This is a genomic window from Streptomyces sp. NPDC045287, assembly GCF_056432325.1.
The window spans coordinates 117,261-134,115 of record NZ_JBWKJG010000004.1; the positions used below are offsets into that span (position 1 = coordinate 117,261).

Here is a 16,855-nt window from a genome sequence, read left to right on the forward strand (position 1 = left end):
AGGCAGACTTGCGGCATGCGCCTGACCCGTCCCCGCAGCCTCGCCGGCCAGTTGTTCGCGATGCAGGCCGTGCTGATGGCGGCCGTCGTGGCCGGGTGCGCGGTCTTCGCGTACGCCACCGACCGCGCCCAGGCGGAGGAGACCGCGCGCCGGCAGGTGACCGCCACCGCGAAGGCGGTGGCCAGGGCGCCGTCGGTGGTCACCGCCGCCCGCTCGGACAATCCGACGGCCGTCCTCCAGCCCTACGCGGACGCCCTCACCGGCGTGCACGGGGTGACCTTCGTGGTCGTCATGGCGCCGGACGGGACGCGCTGGACCCACCCGGATCCGGACCGGATAGGGGGGACGTATCTCGGCCACATCGACGCGGCGCGGCGCGGCGAGACGCTGACGGAGACGTACGAGGGGACGCTCGGGCGCTCCGTGCGGACGGTCACGCCCGTGTGGGACCGGGACCGCGTCGTCGCCCTGGTCAGCGCGGGCATCGCCGTCGACCGGATCACCGAGCAATTGCGGCACCAGGTGGCCGCGCTGCTCGGTTTCGCGGGCGGGGCGCTGGCGCTGGGCGCGGTCGGCACGTACGTGGTCAACGCCCGCCTGCGGCGGCACACCCACGGCATGAACGCCACCGAGCTGAGCCGGATGCACGACTACCACCAGGCCGCCCTCCACGCGGTGCGCGAGGGGTTGCTGATGCTGGACGGGCAGCGCCGGATCGCGCTGGTCAACGACGGGGCGCGGGAGCTGCTGGGCCTGCGGGAGGACGCCGTCGGCACCCCGGTCGCCGCGCTGGGGCTGCCCCCGTCGCTGACGGGCGCGCTGCTGGCGGCCGAGCCGCGCGAGGACGAGCCGCACCTGACGGCGGACCGGGTGCTGGTCGTGTCCACCCGGCCGGTGGTCGGCGGGGAGCGGCGCGGCACGGTCGTGACCCTGCGGGACCGCACCGAGCTCCAGGCGCTCTCCGGGGAGCTGGACTCGGAGCGCGGCTTCACCCGGGCGCTGCGCGCGCAGGCGCACGAGGCGGCGAACCGGCTGCACACGGTCGTGTCGCTGATCGAGCTGGGCCGCGTGGAGGAGGCGGTCGACTTCGCCACGGCGGAGCTGGAGCTGGCGCAGGCGCTGACGGACCGGGTGGTAGACGCGGTCGGCGAGCCGGTGCTGGCCGCGCTGCTGCTGGGCAAGTCGGCGCAGGCCGGCGAGCAGGGCGTGGAGCTGGTCCTGACGGACGACAGCCGCGTCGACGACGGCGTCCTGCCGCCGGGCCTCGCGGCACGGGACCTCGTCACGATCCTCGGCAACCTGATCGACAACGCCGTCGAGGCGGCCCAGGGCTCGGCGGGCTCCCGCGTCACGGTGGCGCTCGGCGCGGCCGACGGCGAACTGCTGCTGCGCGTCGCGGACACGGGCCCGGGCGTGCCGCCCGGTGACGCGGAGGCGGCCTTCGCCCCCGGCTGGTCCACCCGCGGCCCGGGCCGCGGCATCGGCCTCCCCCTGGTGCGCCAGGCCGCCCACCGCGCGGGCGGGCGCGTGGAGGTGGGCGGGGCCCCGGAGGGCGGCGCGGAGTTCACGGTGCGGCTGCCGCTGGGCGGCGCGCGGGCACCGTCACCACCGGGCCCGGCGGACGGCAGGGGTACGGCGGCGGGCGCGGCGGGCGACGTGGATACGACGGTGACGGACGCGGGCACGGCGGCGGGTACGGACACGGCGGACGACGCGGGCGCGGTGGACGACGCGGACACGGCGGTGGGTACGGACACGGCGGCGGCGGGCGCGGCGGACGGTACGGGGACGGCGGGCGAGGGCGCCGGGGCCGAGGTGCGGAGGTGAGCGCGGACGGGATCAGGGTGCTGGTCGTCGAGGACGACCCCGTCGCCGCCGACGCGCACGCCCTGTACGCCGGGCGGGTGCCCGGCTTCGGCGTCGTCGGCGTCGCCCACTCGCGCGCCGCCGCCGTACGGCTGCTGGAGCGCACGCCCGTCGACCTGATCCTCCTCGACCTGTACCTGCCGGACGGCCACGGCCTGCGGCTCCTGCGCTCCCTGCGGGCCGCGGGCCACTCCGCCGACGTCATCGCCGTGACCTCCGCGCGGGACCTGGCGGTCGTGCGCGAGGGCGTGTCGCTCGGCGTCGTGCAGTACGTGTTGAAGCCGTTCACGTTCGCCACCCTGCGGGACCGGCTCGCGCGGTACGCCGAGTTCCGCGCGGCCGTGGGCGAGGCGTCCGGGCAGGACGAGGTCGACCGGGCGCTCGCCGCGCTCCGCACGCCGCAGCCCGCCGCGCCGCCCAAGGGGCTGAGCGCGCCGACCCTCGCCGCCGTGACCGGCGCCCTGCGCGCGGCGGACGACGGGCTGACCGCGGCCGAGGCCGGCGCCGCCGTGGGCATCTCGCGGATCACCGCGCGCCGGTACCTGGAGCACCTGGTGGCCGCCGGGCGGGCGGAGCGCAGCCCGCAGTACGGGCAGATCGGGCGGCCGGAGCTCCAGTACCGCTGGCTGCCGGGGACGGGGGGGCGCTGAACGCGGGCGGCCCCGCCGAGGGGCATACCTCCCATTACCGATGAGTAGGACCCTTCTGGACCTTCCTCCAACATCGGCCGTTGTTCGAACGAACCGTAGCCAGGGGCGACGGCCCGCACCTAGCTTGTGCGCGTGCACCCGCCTCCCCCCGCCCCCGCGCCCCCCTTCGACGCCCCGGCCGCGCGCCGCCTCCGCGAGGGCCTGGGCATGACGCCCGGCCACGTCGCGTACGGCCTGCGCGCGCAGTACGGACTGGACGTCCCTCCCGAGACCGTCACCGCCTGGGAGCGCGGCGTCGGCCGCCCCGACGCCCGCGAGCTCACCGCGCTCGCCGGAGTGCTGTGGTGCTCGCCCGGCGACCTGCTCGCCGCCGCGACGACCCTGCGGGAGCACCGCGTGGCGCGGGGCATGGAGCCCGAGGACCTGGCCCGGTGGATCGGGCTGGACCCCAAGGCGTACCTGCGGATGGAGGACTCCGGCCGCTGGCGCGGCAACGAGCGGCAGACCGCCGCGCTCGCGCGGGTCCTCGGCCTGGGCCCGCGCGAACTGCTGGACGCCACCGGGCGGGACGCCGAGCTGGCGGAGGTCCTGCGGAACGCGGTGGTCGCCACGCGCTGGCAGGCGTACGTCCGCCCGGCCGCGAAGCTGCTGCCGATGCACCGCGACCACCTGGAGGACGTGCTCCAGCGGCTGCACGCCGGCTACCGGGCGCGGACGGCCGCCACGTACGGCCGGGACGATCCGGGTGACGGCGGCGGGGAGGCGGGCCGCGCGTACCTGGAGCGGATCGTCGACCACTTCTGGGCGCTGGCGCGGCTGTAGGGCCCGTTTCCCGGGGCCACCGGCGGCCCCGGGCGGGCCGCGCTCCCCCTCCGCCCCGCGCGCCGGGCCGGGGACCGGCTCGGTGCGCGCGGCGCGGGGACCGTCGCGGTCCTAGCCTCCCGCCGGGCGGCGGTCGAAACCGAAGAGCTGACCGGCGCCGTCCGGCGCGCACGGCTTCTGCACGACGGCCGTCCACTCCTCGCGGGACGCGCCGGGCACGGTGACGCACAGACCGGACGCGGCGTTGCGGATGCGGTGGCCCCGCGCGGGGTCGCCACCCAGGGGCTCGATCCGGAACGCCTCGCGCGGGCCGCGCTTGCCGCACTCCTGGTCCACGAGCGGCGCGCCGTCCTCCCGGGGGACGTCGGCGGGGACGCCGGAGCAGCCGGGACCGTAGTCGGGGTGGTCCGAGGCGATCCGCCACAGGCCGCCGTCCAGGCGGGCGAGGGAGTAGCGGGGGACGGCGGCGCCGGCGCAGTCGACCTGGTACACCTGCCCGTTCTGCTGCCCGCGCCGCTCGTTGAGGCACAGCCCGGAGTGGAGGGCGCGGATGTCGACGCCCCCCGCGGCGGGCGGGGCCGCGGCGGACGGCTCGTGGCGGTCCTCGTCGCCGTCGAGGTGCGAGACGACGGAGACCAGCGCCACGACGAGCGCGATCCCGCCCACGACCGGCACCAGGGCCCGCCCGGCCCACGACCGTAACCTCCGGGTCCGCTCCTCCCCCGCGCCCCGCCCGGTGCCGGGCCGCCCCTCCTCGGCGGCCCGGTCGGCACCGGCGTGCGCCGGCGCGCCGTCCGGCGGGCGGCCGTGACCGGACGCGCCCGGCACGGGGTCGCCGTCCGGGGGGCCCACCGCCGCGGCGGGCGTGCCCGTGCCCGGGCCCACGCCAGGGGCGGGGCCCCTGCCCGGGTCGGGGCCCGCATCCGGGCCGGGGCCCGCGCCCGGGACGCCGGGGCCCGCGCCCGGCCCGGGGTCGTGCGGGGCGCACGAGCAGGAGCCGGGGGCGCAGGCGCACGGGACCGGCACCGGGTGGGAGCCCCGGCGGGTGGCCAGGCGCTTGCGGGCGGACAGCCAGAGCTCCGTCTCCCGCGGCCCCGCCCCGCACGCGCGGACGAAGGCGGCGAGCAGTTCCTCCCGCGGCAGCGTCCCGCGCATCAGCATGTTCGCGACCGTCGACCGCGGCAGGCTGTCGCCGGCCGCCTCCGCACGGGCCGTCAGTTCCCGGTACGTCAGCCCGGACCAGTCCTTGAGCGCCTGCAACCGGGCGACGAACCCGGCGGGGTCATGGACGTCCCATGGCTCGGGAGCCCTCTCCCCGTCGGTCATCGGTGATCCCTTCCCTTGCCGCCCCGGACAGGGTTGGGACGTGTCCGGGACAAGCCCCAAGCCTTGTTGAAACGGCGATGGCCCTCAAGAGTGGGATTCGGCCACGGGGACCACGGGGACCGCGGAGGCCGCGGGGGCCGCGGGGACCACGGGGGCCGCGGGGGCCGCGGGGCCACGGAAAAGCGGCCTTGATCGTCGCGGGGGGACGATCAAGGCCGCTCCGTGGCGCCGGGCCGGCGGGCCGGTCAGAAGACGGACTCCGCCTCCACCATCCGGCTCTCCGGCACCGTCTTCAGCCGGGTCGTCGCGTCCGCGAGCGGCGCCATCGTGATGGTCGTCCCCCGCAGCGCCGTCATCATGCCGAAGTCGCCCCGGTGCGCCGCCTCCACCGCGTGCCAGCCGAAGCGGGTCGCCAGCACCCGGTCGTACGCGGTCGGCGTGCCGCCCCGCTGGACGTGGCCGAGGATCACGGGGCGGGCCTCCTTGCCCAGGCGCCTCTCCAGTTCCTTGGCGAGCCGCGTGCCGATGCCCTGGAAGCGCTCGTGCCCGTACTGGTCGATCTCGCCCTTGCGGTACTCCATGGAGCCCTCCGCCGGGTGCGCGCCCTCCGCGACGCAGATCACCGCGAACTTCTTGCCGCGCGCGAACCGCTCCTGGACCATCTTGACCAGGTCGTCCACCTGGAAGGGCCGCTCCGGCAGGCAGATGCCGTGGGCGCCGCCGGCCATGCCGGACTCCAGGGCGATCCACCCCGCGTGGCGCCCCATCACCTCGACGACCATCACGCGCTGGTGCGACTCGGCGGTGGTCTTCAGGCGGTCTATGGCCTCGGTGGCGACCATCACGGCCGTGTCGAAGCCGAAGGTGCGGTCCGTCGACGAGATGTCGTTGTCGATGGTCTTGGGGACGCCGACCACCGGCATGCCCGCGTCGGAGAGCATGCGGGCCGCCGTCAGCGTGCCCTCGCCGCCGATCGGGATGAGGACGTCGATGCCGTACCGGCGCTGCAGGTCGTCGCAGTTCTCGGCGGCCTCCCGCAACCGGGCCCGCTCCAGCCGGGCCGATCCGAGGATCGTGCCGCCGCGGGCGAGGATGCCGCTGACGGCGTTCAGGTCGAGGGGCCGGTAGTGGCCGTCGAGGAGGCCCTTGAACCCGTCCTCGAAGCCGATGACTTCGTCTCCGTGACCGGTGAGCGCGCGGTGCACGACCGAGCGGATCACGGCGTTCAGGCCGGGGCAGTCGCCGCCTGCGGTGAGAACTCCGATGCGCATCGTGCTGTGTCTCCTGCTCGGTAGAGGGGCCGTCGTGCCGTACGGGGCATCCGAATTGTCCCACGGGCCGTGTGTCCCCGGCCCCGCCGGGCACTCGAAGGAGGGACCCCGCGGGCCTGCCGGGCCCCACGCACCCGGCAAGCGCATTACCCACTCCCGGAGGTATTGTCAAGAGGGTATGGCCACCTCTCCTGAGGTGTTTTCGCCCATACGGAGATCTGGACGCACACTCGCTTGACGGACAGGAGACCACGGCGTGGCGCGCAGCGTGTACGTGACCGGGATCGAGCGCGGGGACGGCCGCCAGGTCGTGGAGCTGGGAGTGATGGAACTCCTCACCCGCCAGGTGGACCGGGTGGGGGTGTTCCGCCCGCTGGTCCACGACGGGCCGGACCGCCTCTTCGAGCTGCTGCGGGCCCGCTACCGGCTGTCGCAGGACCCGGCGACGGTGTACGGCATGGACTACCGGGAGGCGGCGGCGCTCCAGGCCGAGCAGGGCACCGACGCGCTCGCGTCCCGCCTGGTGGAGCGGTTCCACGCGGTGGCGCGCGACTACGAGGTCGTCCTCGTCCTCGGCACGGACTTCGCCGCGACGCAGCTCCCCGACGAGCTGGCGCTCAACGCGCGCCTGGCCAACGAGTTCGGCGCCTCCGTCATCCCGGTCGTCGGCGGCAAGGGCCGCCCGGCCGACGCGGTGCGGGCCGAGGCGCGCAACGCGTTCCGCGCGTACGACGGGCTCGGCTGCGACGTCCTGGCGATGGTCGTGAACCGGGTCGCCGCCGAGGACCGGGAGGCGATAGCCGAACGGCTCGCGGCCCGCCTGCCCGTCCCCTGCTACGTCCTGCCCGACCAGCCGGCGCTCTCCGCCCCGACGGTCGCGCAGATCACCCACGCGCTGGGCGCCCGCGTCGTGCTCGGCGACGACTCGGGGCTGGCGCGCGACGCCCTGGACTTCGTCTTCGGCGGCGCGATGCTGCCGAACTTCCTCAACGCCCTGACCCCCGGCTGCCTGGTCGTCACCCCCGGCGACCGCGCCGACCTGGTGGTGGGCGCGCTGGCCGCGCACTCGGCCGGCACGCCGCCGATCGCGGGCGTCCTGCTCACCCTGAACGAGCAGCCCAGCGAGGAGATCCTCACCCTGGCCGCCCGCCTCGCCCCCGGCACTCCGGTGATCGCGGTCAGCGGCAACAGCTTCCCCACCGCGCAGGAGCTGTTCTCGCTGGAGGGCAAGATGACCGCGGCCACCCCGCGCAAGGCGGAGACCGCGCTGGGCCTCTTCGAGCGGCACGTCGACACGGGCGACCTGCTGAAGCGGATCTCCGTGGCGCGCAGCGGACGCGTCACCCCGATGATGTTCGAGCACGAGCTGCTGGAGCAGGCCCGCGCCGACCGGCGGCGGGTCGTCCTGCCGGAGGGCGTGGAGGAGCGGGTGCTGCGCGCCGCCGACGTGCTGATCCGCCGCGACGTGTGCGACCTGACGCTGCTCGGCGACCCGGACGCGATCCGCAAGAAGGCCGCCGACCTGAGCATCGACCTGTCCGGCGCGCAGCTCATCGACCCGGCCGCCTCCGAGCTGCGGCAGCGCTTCGCGGAGCGGTACGCGGCGCTGCGCGCGCACAAGGGCGTCTCGGTGGAGCTGGCGTACGACGTGGTGTCGGACGTCAACTACTTCGGCACGCTGATGGTCGAGGAGGGCCTCGCGGACGGCATGGTGTCGGGGTCGGTGCACTCCACGGCGGCGACGATCCGCCCGGCGTTCGAGATCATCAAGACGAAGCCGGACGCGTCGATCGTGTCGTCGGTGTTCTTCATGTGCCTGGCGGACGAGGTGCTCGTGTACGGCGACTGCGCGGTCAACCCGGACCCGAACGCCGAGCAGCTCGCCGACATCGCCGTCCAGTCGGCGGCCACCGCCGCCCGGTTCGGCGTCGAGCCGCGGATCGCGATGCTGTCGTACTCGACCGGCACCTCGGGGACGGGCGCGGACGTGGACAAGGTGCGCGAGGCGACGAAGCTGGTCCGCGCGGCGCACCCGGAGCTGAGGATCGAGGGCCCGATCCAGTACGACGCCGCCGTGGAGCCGTCCGTCGCGGCGACGAAGCTGCCCGGTTCGGAGGTCGCGGGCCGGGCCACCGTGCTGATCTTCCCGGACCTGAACACGGGGAACAACACGTACAAGGCCGTGCAGCGCTCGGCGGGCGCCGTGGCCGTGGGCCCGGTGCTCCAAGGGCTGCGCAAGCCGGTGAACGACCTGTCGCGCGGCGCGCTCGTCAGCGACATCGTGAACACGGTGGCCATCACCGCCATCCAGGCGCAGGCCGCCCGGAGCGGCCCCGCGTGACACCGCGCCGCCGCTCCCCCTCGCGCCGCCCTTCCCGTCCCCCGTCCCTCTCCCCCCTCTCGCCCTTCCCACCTCCTCCGCCCCACCGACAGAAAGCACCGCACCCGTGACCAGCGCGACTCGTGTCCTCGTCCTCAACTCCGGCTCCTCGTCGGTGAAGTACCAGTTGCTCGACATGCGGGACGGCTCCCGCCTCGCCGTCGGCCTCGTGGAGCGGATCGGCGAGGGCACCTCGCGCCTGGTGCACACGCCGGCGGGCGGCGAGCGGCGCGAGCGCTCCGCCCCGATGGCCGGCCACGAGGCGGCGCTGAGGGCGGTCGCGGCGGAGCTGGCCGCCGACGGCCTCGGCCTGGACTCCCCCGACCTGGCGGCGATCGGCCACCGCGTGGTCCACGGCGGCCTGCGGTTCACCGCGCCCACGGTGATCACGGACGAGGTGCTGGCGGAGGTGGAGCGGCTGGTCCCGGTCGCCCCGCTGCACAACCCGGCGAACATCGTCGGCATCCGTACGGCGCGGGCGCTGCGCCCGGACCTGCCGCAGGTGGCGGTCTTCGACACGGCGTTCCACACGACGATGCCGGAGTACGCCGCCCGGTACGCGATCGACACGGAGACCGCCGACGCGCACCGCATCCGCCGCTACGGCTTCCACGGCACCTCCCACGCGTACGTCTCCCGCGAGACGGCCCGGCTGCTGGGCAAGGACCCCTCCGAGGCGAACGTGATCGTGCTGCACCTGGGCAACGGCGCGTCCGCCTCGGCGGTGGCCGGCGGCCGGTGCGTGGACACGTCGATGGGCCTGACGCCGCTGGAGGGCCTGGTGATGGGTACGCGCTCCGGCGACATCGACCCGGCGGTCACCTTCCACCTGCGGCGGGTGGCGGGGATGTCGGTCGACGAGGTCGACGAACTGCTGAACAAGAGGAGCGGCCTCGTGGGGCTGTGCGGGGACAACGACATGCGGGAGATCCGCCGCCGAATCGACGAGGGCGACGAGCGGGCCCGGCTCGCGTTCGACATTTACGTCCACCGCCTGAAGAAGTACATCGGGGCGTACTACGCGGTGCTCGGCCGGGTGGACGCGGTGGCGTTCACGGCGGGGGTCGGCGAGAACGCGGCCCCGGTGCGGGAGGCCGCCGTGGAGGGCCTGGAGCAACTGGGCCTGGCGGTGGACGCCGAGCTCAACGCCGTGCGGTCCGGGGAGCCCCGCCTGATCTCGCCCGCGGACGCGCGGGTGGCGGTCGCGGTGGTCCCGACCGACGAGGAACTGGAGATCGCCCAGCAGACTTACTCGCTGGTAAACAACTGAAATCGGGAAACAACAACTCACTTCGAAGAACTCGACTGAGCGGCAGTCCGCCCATTTGTACGTTCCGCCTACCGGAATATTCCGCACAGAAACAAACCGATAGGATCCGCCTTATGCGCCGTTCCAAAATCGTCTGCACACTGGGCCCCGCCGTCGACTCCTACGAGCAGCTGAAAGCGCTCATCGAGGCCGGCATGAACGTGGCCCGTTTCAACATGAGCCACGGCACCCACGCTGAGCACGAGGAGCGGTACCACCGCCTTCGCAAGGCGGCCGAGGACACGGGCCACGCCGTCGGCGTGCTCGCCGACCTCCAGGGCCCGAAGATCCGTCTGGAGACCTTCGCCGAGGGCCCGGTGGAGCTGGTCCGCGGAGACGAGTTCACGATCACCACCGAGGACGTCCCCGGCGACAAGTCCATCTGCGGCACCACGTACAAGGGCCTCCCCGGCGACGTCGCCAAGGGCGACCAGATCCTGATCAACGACGGCAACGTCGAGCTGAAGGTCCTGGAGGTCGACGGCTCCCGGGTGCGCTCGATCGTCATCGAGGGCGGTGTCGTCTCCGACCACAAGGGCATCAACCTGCCGGGTGCGGCGGTGAACGTGCCGGCGCTCTCCGAGAAGGACATCGAGGACCTGCGCTTCGCGCTGCGGATGGGCTGCGACATGGTCGCGCTGTCCTTCGTCCGGGACGCCAACGACGTCAAGGACGTCCACCGCGTGATGGACGAGGTGGGCCGCCGGGTCCCGGTCATCGCGAAGGTGGAGAAGCCCCAGGCCGTCGCCAACATGCAGGACGTCGTGATGGCGTTCGACGGCGTGATGGTGGCGCGCGGCGACCTGGCCGTCGAGTACCCGCTCGAAAAGGTCCCGATGGTGCAGAAGCGGCTCATCGAGCTGTGCCGCCGCAACGCCAAGCCGGTGATCGTCGCGACCCAGATGATGGAGTCGATGATCACCAACTCGCGGCCGACGCGCGCCGAGGCGTCCGACGTCGCGAACGCGATCCTGGACGGCGCCGACGCGGTCATGCTCTCCGCGGAGTCGTCCGTGGGCGCGTACCCGATCGAGACGGTCAAGACGATGTCGAAGATCGTCACGGCGGCGGAGGAGGAGCTGCTCTCCAAGGGCCTCCAGCCCCTCGTCCCCGGCAAGAAGCCGCGCACGCAGGGCGGTTCGGTGGCCCGCGCGGCCGCGGAGATCGCGGACTTCCTGCACGGCAAGGCGCTGATCGCCTTCACCAAGTCCGGCGACACGGCCCGCCGCCTGTCCCGCTACCGCGCGGCGCAGCCGATCCTGGCGTTCACGACGGACGTGGCGACCCGCAACCAGCTGGCGCTGAGCTGGGGCGTCGAGTCCTTCGTCGTCCCGCACGTCGACAACACCGACGCGATGGTCGACCTGGTCGACGCGGAGCTGCTGAAGCTCCAGCGCTACAACCCGGGCGACGTCATGGTCATCACCGCCGGCTCCCCGCCCGGCGTCCCCGGCACCACGAACATGGTCCGCGTCCACCACCTGGGCAGCGGCGAGAACGCCTGACGACGCCCCCGGAACGGCCGAGGGCGGCACCCGGTGGTCCGGGTGCCGCCCTCGTTCCTGCTCCGGGTCAGCCCTCGATGTGATTGTGCAGGCCCGGGACGGTCAGGGTGCCGCCGAACTGGGCCGCCTGGGTGACCTCCACATCGGTGAAGAAGGCGAAGGGGACGTCCAGCGGGGGCGGGGTCGCGGGGCTGAACGTGATCGGTATGAGGCCGAAGAGGTTGCCCTTCAGCTCCTCCGTGTACATCGTCACCGTGCCGCCGCGGATCGTGGACGTCGACCCCGGGCGGGAGGTGACGTGGCCCGTGCGGCCCTCGCTGTGGACGGTGAGCTGGTGCAGGTCCTTGATGTCCACCTCGGACGCGGTGAACTTCAGGGCCTTCTTGAGCGTGCCGCTGCCCGTCCGCACCTCGACGATGCCGTGGTACTTCAGCCCCCGCAGCGTGAGCTTGGTGCTCTCCAGCCGCCACGGGTCGTCCGCCACGTGCGGGATGCCGGGCTCCGGCTCGGCGTCCGCGAGGGCCTGCGGGTCCGGGGTCGGGCACGGGAAGCGGGGCTTGGCGTCGTCGGGGACGTCCTCGTCCTTCTTCGGGTCCAGGCCCTTGGCGTCCTCGGGCAGCTCCTCGACCTCGGCGCCCACCTGGTCGGCGGCGTCCTTGATGGCCTCCTTGGTCCGGTCCCGCGCCTCGTCGGCCGGCTCCTCCGGGGAGCCGGGCTTCCCGGCCGGCTTCCCGTCGCCCTCCTCCGCCGGCCCCTCCCCCGGCTTCTCCGCCGGCTTCTCCGCCGTCGGGGCCGTGGGCGTCGGCTCCGGCGCCGGCGGGGCGGACCCGGTCGGCTCCGGACGGCCCGTCAGCCCGCCGACGAGGTCCTTGACGGCCTCCGTGACCCCCAGCGGGTCCAGGGGGTTGCGCGTCGCGCCGGGTGCGGGGGCCGGGGCCGCGGAGGGGGTCGGGGTCGCGGCCGGGGACGTGCCCTCCCGCGGTTCCTTCGCCGGGTCCGCCACCGGCCCGTCCGTCCCGGCCGTCCCGCCCGCCGGGGGGTCGGCCGTCGGCGTCGGCGTCGGCCCCTCCGTTCCGCCGCTCGGCGACGGGGTCGCGGAGGGCGACGCCGAGGGGGTCCGGCTCGGCTCCGGCTCCTTCGGCCCCTCCGGCTCCGCCGGCTCGTCCGACTGCGTCACGCACGGGCCCGGCGCGAAGGGGATGTCCTTCTCGTCCGCCAGGGCGGGCCGCGGCGTGAGGCTCATGCCCACGAGGACGGCCGTGGGCATCGCGGCCAGCGCCAGCGCCTTGCCGGCCGGTGCCTGAAGCCTGGTCAGCAGCGACTTGCGGGGGGCCGCGTGGCGCGGTCCCCTCCTGCCGCGCGCGGCCCCGTCGTCGACCGCCGCCGGCTGTGTCTCGTCACCCCGCACTGTTCCTCCCGCCGTTGGCGTCGACAGTCGTCTCGGTGTCGTACGTGGGCGCGGCGACCGGTTCCATCGGGTCGTCCGCGAGGGGTGCCGGCTCCGGCTCGGTCTCCGGCTGCCCGGGCGCCCACGAGACGGAGAGCGCTCCACCGATCAGGGCCAGGAGGAAGCCGATGAAGAAGCCGCCCATGTTGGCCACGGGGAGGGACACCAGGGCGAGCAGGATGGCCGCGATACCGGCGAAGATGCGTACGGCCTGCTGGAACCACATGGTCAGGCCCAGGGTGACCAGCAGGACGCCGATGATCAGCGACCCGGAGCCCGCGGTCGTCGCCATCGACAGGGTCATCTGCCCGAGCTGGAGGGTCGCGTACGGGAGGTAGGCGATCGGGATTCCGCCCAGCAGGGTGAACAGGCCCGCCCAGAACGGCCGGGTGCCCCGCCAGTCTCGGAACCGCCGCTTGAGGACGCGGATGTAGTGCTCGTTCTGCTCCGGCGACTCGGCGCTCATGGAAGCTCCCTGGAACTGGTGTTGCTGTGTGAGGAGGCGGACGGGCGGGCACGGTCGCCTCGCGGGTCCCGCGCCCGCCCGTACGGATCACCGGTCAGTAGCACTCGACCTTGGGACCGTCGCCCTTGTGCAGGCGCATGCTCAGGCCGCTCAGCTTGAACGTGCCGGCCGTGGTGGCCCACGCCTTCTGCTTCACGTCGGTGAGCGTCGCCGTCTCCGCCTGCTGGGCGAAGCCGTTCTGGTTGATGCCGTGGTCCTTGACCGCCGGGCCCTTGCCGCGCTTCCCGTCCTTGGTACCGTCGGTGTCCTTGGCCGCCACGCCGATGTCGATGTTCTTGAACTCGGCGTTGGCGTCGAGGTCGGTGACGTCGAGGTACAGGTTCGACGCGACGACCTTCTTGTCGTCGTCCGGCCCCGGACCGGCCGTCAGCTTCAGCGTGATCTTGCCGAACACCGGGACGTCCGGCGTGACCACCGACTGGCACATCTTCGTGATCTCGGCGTACTTGAACGTCGAGATCGCGACCGGGCGCGGAACGAGCTGATCGCCTTCCTTCACCTGGGCGTAGCCCATGTCGACGCCGCCGTACTGGGCGAAGCCCTCGCCGTACAGGTGGTCGGCCGTGACCTTGAACTCCTGGCCGGAGACGGCGAACGAGGCCGCGAGGGCCCCCTGGGCCAGGCCGACGCCTATCGCGGCCGTCGCGGCCACGCTGGGCACCATGACGACGGCGAACCGCTTCCATCTGGTCCCACCGCGAACCTGGGACTTCATAGATTCCTCCTTCTCGGACGTACATCTCCGGGCCGGACCCGTCAGGCCCGTCCTGGGATGGGAGAAGTGCTACGTCCTCGGGGAGGGGAACGCCCGCGGATCGGGCGCGAGCCGCGTCCGGATCACCGGCGATCACCCCCGAGCGACAACCACTGGCCGCTCGGCGCAGGCGTCCGCGCGGCCCGTTCGGACAGGCCCTGCCGGATGAGCAGGAACCCCCCTGTCCACGGCCGGCGCAGGAGCCCCGGCCCACCCGGTGGGGACCCGACCCCGCGGCGCGGCTGGTTGCCGGGCTGGTGCGGTGTCGGACCGAGCGTGGCCGATCGTGGTCCATTCGGGCCCGGGGCACAAGGGGGCTCGTTACCCGCTAGTAACGACTAGATAAACCGGACGCGACCGCGCGCCGTCGCGCGGGCACTCACGGTGCTACCGGCCGGTCGGGCGAAAGGGGATTTCAGCGCTGATAGCCGGACATCAAGAGGGTGTTGACTTACTGGAAGTAACAGCGGTCGCGTTTACCAAGTTTTGGTAAAGCGCGACCGCGTGGAGCCCCGGGCGCGGCCCTGCCGCCCCAGCGGCGGAGCCGTCACCCGGGGACCGGATCAGAACAGCACGCGCGCCAGGTCGCCGCGGGCCTTGATCACCCGCGGGTCGTCCGGGCCGATGACCTCGAACAGTTCCAGCAGCCGTACCCGCGCCGCTTCCCGGTCGTCCCCGGCCGTACGGCGCACGGTGTCGACGAGCCGCCCGAAGGCGTCCTCCACATGGCCGCCCACCAGGTCGAGGTCGGCGGCGGCCAACTGCGCCGGCACGTCCGCCGGGTCGTCGGCGGCGTTCTTGCGGACCTGCTGCGGGTCCGCCCCCTGCACCCGGCCGAGGAGTTCGGCCTGGGCGAGGCCCAGCTTGGCCTCGCTGTTGCCCGGGTCGTCGACCAGCACGTTCTTGTACGCCTGGATCGCGCCCGGGATGTCGTTGGAGTCCAGCGCCCGGACCGCCGCCTCCAGCAGCGCGTCGTACGGGCCGGCCGGCACCGTCCTGGCCGCGGCGTCCGCGCCGGGGGCCTCCCCGTCCGCGTCCACGGTCAGCCCCGTCAGGCCGAAGCGCTGTTCGGCGACCTGGACGAGCTGGTCCAGCGTCTCGCGGATCTGCGGCTCCGGCGCCGCGCCCTGGAAGAGCGGCAGGGCCTGGCCGGCCACCACCGCGAACACCGCCGGGATGCCCTGGATCCCGAACTGCTGCATCAGCATCTGGTTGGCGTCGACGTCGATCTTCGCCAGGACGAACCGGCCGTTGTACTCGACGGCCAGCCGCTCCAGCAGGGGCCCGAGCTGCTTGCACGGCTGGCACCACTCGGCCCAGAAGTCGATGACGACCGGCACCTCGGCGGAGCGCTGGACGACGTCGCGCTCGAAACCGGCCTCGTCGACATCGATCACCAGCGCGGACGGGGGCACGGCGCCGGTGCCGCCCTGCCGGGCCGCTTGCGCGCGCGCCTGCTCCGCCTTTGCCTTGGCCTCTCCGGCCGCCTTCACCGCGGCGAGGTCGACGACGCCGCTCATGGACATGTTCCTAGGCTGCATGGGTACATCCTCCCCCTTCCGCGCGCGTAACCGGTACGTCAGGGCACCGGTCGTGGCGGCGCCGGGTCCCCACCCGGCACCTGTGGTCGTCGCTGCGGGCCGCGCCGGCCTTTCGCTACGCGTCGTAGCGTAACTGTGCCGTCGGGGGCGCGGACCGCGCGGGCGGGTGAACTGGCTCACACGCGCGGTACCGGGGCGCCGCGCCTACCCACCGGTATGGTCGCCGTCATGTGCCGCCGCCACCCCCTTCCCCCCGGTGCCGCCGGACGGTCCGGGCGCCCCGGGCGTCCGCGCAGCGCCGCGGCGGACACCGCCATCCTGGAGGCCACCCGCGCCGCCCTGGTCGAGCTGGGCTGGTCCAAGCTGTCGATGGGCGACGTGGCCACCCGTGCCGGTGTCGCCAAGACCACCCTGTACCGGCGCTGGGCGGGCAAGAGCGAACTCGTCGTGGACGCCGTCGCGGTCCTCTTCGACGAACTGGAGCTGCCCGACCGCGGCAGCCTCGCCGCGGACGTCGAGGGGGTGGTGCGCCAGTTCGCCGCGCTGCTCGAACGGCCCGAGGCCAAGACGGCGCTGATGGCCGTCGTCGCCGAGTCGACCCGCGACGAACCGCTGCGCGAGCGGATCCGCGCCTCCATCGTCGACCGGCAGAAGCGGCTGGTCGTGGAGGGCCGGGCCCGCGCCCAGGCCCGCGGCGAGCTGCCCGTGACGGCGGACGACCGCTCCGGCGCTGCGGGCGCGGCCGACGACCTGGTCTTCGATGTCATCGCGGGCACCGTGGTCCACCGGGCCCTGGTCAGCGGGCAGCCCGTCGACGGGGAGTGGATCCGGCGGTTCACGGCGCTGCTGCTCGGCGGCCTCGGCGCCGCCGCGCACGGCTGAGCGGACGGACCGGGGCCCGTACGGGCCCGGCGCGGGGATCAGAGCGGCCGGTACATGACGTGCAGTCCCGTGTAGCCGTGCGTCGGATGGCGAAAGGCGCCCGGGACGGTGCCGACGATCCGGAAGCCCAGGTCCTCGTAGAGCCGTACCGCGTGGGTGTTCGTCTGGACGACCGCGTTGAACTGCATGCCCCGGAAGCCGGCCTCCGCCGCCCACCGGAGGCTCTCCTCGACGAGCGCCCGGCCGACGCCGCGCCCGGCGTGCGCCGGGTCGACCATGTAGCTGGCGCCGGCGACGTGCGCGCCGTTGCCCGCCTGGTTGCGGTTCATCTTGGCGGTGCCGACGACCGTGCCGGTCGCGTCGACGGCGACGACCGTGCGGTCCGGGGGCTTCAGCAGCCACCAGCCGCGCGCCTCCTCGGCACCGAGGTCCTCGGGGTAGGTGAAGGTCTCGCCCGCGGCGACGATCTGGTGGAAGAAGGGCCAGATGGCCGGCCAGTCGCCGGCGGTGGCCTCTCGGATCTCGACGTGCACGCGGCCAGCATGCACGCCGGGATCCCCGAGGGGCGAGGGGTTT

General features: G+C 74.0%; 14 protein-coding genes. 7 read left to right on the forward strand and 7 right to left on the reverse strand.

What is annotated here, in order from left to right:
- The first annotated feature begins 15 nt into the window (after positions 1-15).
- The 3 genes from AC07D6_RS08800 to AC07D6_RS08810 all read left to right on the forward strand — a co-directional run bounded on the left by AC07D6_RS08800 (position 16) and on the right by AC07D6_RS08810 (position 3,338).
- Positions 16-1,827, forward strand: a complete 1,812-nt coding sequence (locus AC07D6_RS08800; protein WP_479043057.1) for a sensor histidine kinase — start codon at positions 16-18, stop codon at positions 1,825-1,827.
- Positions 1,824-2,516 carry a response regulator gene (locus AC07D6_RS08805; RefSeq protein ID WP_479043058.1) on the forward strand — a complete coding sequence of 231 codons (693 nt, stop codon included), beginning with the start codon at positions 1,824-1,826 and terminating at the stop codon, positions 2,514-2,516. Before AC07D6_RS08800 ends, AC07D6_RS08805 begins: the two co-directional genes overlap by 4 nt.
- A gap of 126 nt (positions 2,517-2,642) precedes the next feature.
- Positions 2,643-3,338 carry a helix-turn-helix domain-containing protein gene (locus AC07D6_RS08810; protein ID WP_449343271.1) on the forward strand — a complete coding sequence of 232 codons (696 nt, stop codon included), beginning with the start codon at positions 2,643-2,645 and terminating at the stop codon, positions 3,336-3,338.
- 111 nt (positions 3,339-3,449) lie between these two features.
- Here AC07D6_RS08810 and AC07D6_RS08815 read toward each other — a convergent pair whose 3' ends face one another.
- Together AC07D6_RS08815 and AC07D6_RS08820 are read right to left on the reverse strand one after the other, a co-directional pair.
- Positions 3,450-4,664, reverse strand: coding sequence for a hypothetical protein (locus tag AC07D6_RS08815; protein WP_479043059.1), 1,215 nt, complete (start codon positions 4,662-4,664; stop codon positions 3,450-3,452).
- Between the two features lie 245 nt (positions 4,665-4,909).
- The gene (locus AC07D6_RS08820; RefSeq protein ID WP_315875570.1) at positions 4,910-5,935 is read right to left on the reverse strand and encodes an ATP-dependent 6-phosphofructokinase; all 1,026 of its coding nucleotides are present in this window, start codon (positions 5,933-5,935) and stop codon (positions 4,910-4,912) included.
- A 256-nt stretch (positions 5,936-6,191) separates the two neighbouring features.
- On the opposite strand from AC07D6_RS08820, the gene pta reads away from it, so the two are divergent.
- The 3 genes from pta to pyk all read left to right on the forward strand — a co-directional run bounded on the left by pta (position 6,192) and on the right by pyk (position 11,129).
- Positions 6,192-8,276, forward strand: a complete 2,085-nt coding sequence (gene pta / locus AC07D6_RS08825; RefSeq protein ID WP_479043060.1) for a phosphate acetyltransferase — start codon at positions 6,192-6,194, stop codon at positions 8,274-8,276.
- Positions 8,277-8,382: 106 nt separating this feature from the next.
- A complete protein-coding gene (locus tag AC07D6_RS08830; protein WP_315875572.1) occupies positions 8,383-9,585 on the forward strand; it encodes an acetate kinase in 1,203 nt (400 codons plus the stop codon).
- Between the two features lie 113 nt (positions 9,586-9,698).
- Positions 9,699-11,129: a pyruvate kinase gene (gene pyk, locus AC07D6_RS08835; protein ID WP_315875573.1), complete on the forward strand. Its 1,431-nt coding sequence runs from the start codon at positions 9,699-9,701 to the stop codon at positions 11,127-11,129.
- 67 nt (positions 11,130-11,196) lie between these two features.
- On the opposite strand, the gene AC07D6_RS08840 is transcribed toward pyk, so the two are convergent.
- From AC07D6_RS08840 to AC07D6_RS08855, 4 genes are all read right to left on the reverse strand, one after another.
- A complete protein-coding gene (locus AC07D6_RS08840; protein WP_479043061.1) occupies positions 11,197-12,537 on the reverse strand; it encodes a hypothetical protein in 1,341 nt (446 codons plus the stop codon).
- Positions 12,527-13,042: a DUF6114 domain-containing protein gene (locus AC07D6_RS08845; RefSeq protein ID WP_315875575.1), complete on the reverse strand. Its 516-nt coding sequence runs from the start codon at positions 13,040-13,042 to the stop codon at positions 12,527-12,529. Before AC07D6_RS08845 ends, AC07D6_RS08840 begins: the two co-directional genes overlap by 11 nt.
- Before the next feature lie 94 nt (positions 13,043-13,136).
- A complete protein-coding gene (locus AC07D6_RS08850; RefSeq protein WP_315875576.1) occupies positions 13,137-13,817 on the reverse strand; it encodes a DUF6230 family protein in 681 nt (226 codons plus the stop codon).
- A 602-nt stretch (positions 13,818-14,419) separates the two neighbouring features.
- Entirely contained in the window at positions 14,420-15,397 is a 978-nt protein-coding gene (locus tag AC07D6_RS08855) for a tetratricopeptide repeat protein (protein WP_315875577.1), read from the reverse strand.
- A gap of 228 nt (positions 15,398-15,625) precedes the next feature.
- Here AC07D6_RS08855 and AC07D6_RS08860 point away from each other — a divergent pair, with 228 nt between their 5' ends.
- On the forward strand, positions 15,626-16,279 hold the full coding sequence (locus AC07D6_RS08860) for a TetR/AcrR family transcriptional regulator (RefSeq protein WP_315875578.1): 654 nt from the start codon (positions 15,626-15,628) through the stop codon (positions 16,277-16,279).
- 38 nt (positions 16,280-16,317) lie between these two features.
- Here the strand turns inward: AC07D6_RS08860 and AC07D6_RS08865 are convergent, their stop codons facing one another.
- Complete coding sequence (locus tag AC07D6_RS08865) at positions 16,318-16,812, reverse strand: N-acetyltransferase family protein (protein ID WP_479043062.1); 495 nt, start codon at positions 16,810-16,812, stop codon at positions 16,318-16,320.
- Between the last annotated feature and the right edge of the window lie 43 nt (positions 16,813-16,855).

Coding starts and splice junctions, on each gene's coding strand:
- AC07D6_RS08850 (WP_315875576.1), bottom strand. CDS start 13,817: ATGAAGTCCCAGGTTCGCGGTGGGACCAGATGGAAGCGGTTCGCCGTC.
- AC07D6_RS08800 (WP_479043057.1), top strand. CDS start 16: ATGCGCCTGACCCGTCCCCGCAGCCTCGCCGGCCAGTTGTTCGCGATG.
- AC07D6_RS08860 (WP_315875578.1), top strand. CDS start 15,626: ATGTGCCGCCGCCACCCCCTTCCCCCCGGTGCCGCCGGACGGTCCGGG.
- AC07D6_RS08845 (WP_315875575.1), bottom strand. CDS start 13,042: ATGAGCGCCGAGTCGCCGGAGCAGAACGAGCACTACATCCGCGTCCTC.
- pyk (WP_315875573.1), top strand. CDS start 9,699: ATGCGCCGTTCCAAAATCGTCTGCACACTGGGCCCCGCCGTCGACTCC.
- AC07D6_RS08855 (WP_315875577.1), bottom strand. CDS start 15,397: ATGCAGCCTAGGAACATGTCCATGAGCGGCGTCGTCGACCTCGCCGCG.
- AC07D6_RS08820 (WP_315875570.1), bottom strand. CDS start 5,935: ATGCGCATCGGAGTTCTCACCGCAGGCGGCGACTGCCCCGGCCTGAAC.
- AC07D6_RS08815 (WP_479043059.1), bottom strand. CDS start 4,664: ATGACCGACGGGGAGAGGGCTCCCGAGCCATGGGACGTCCATGACCCC.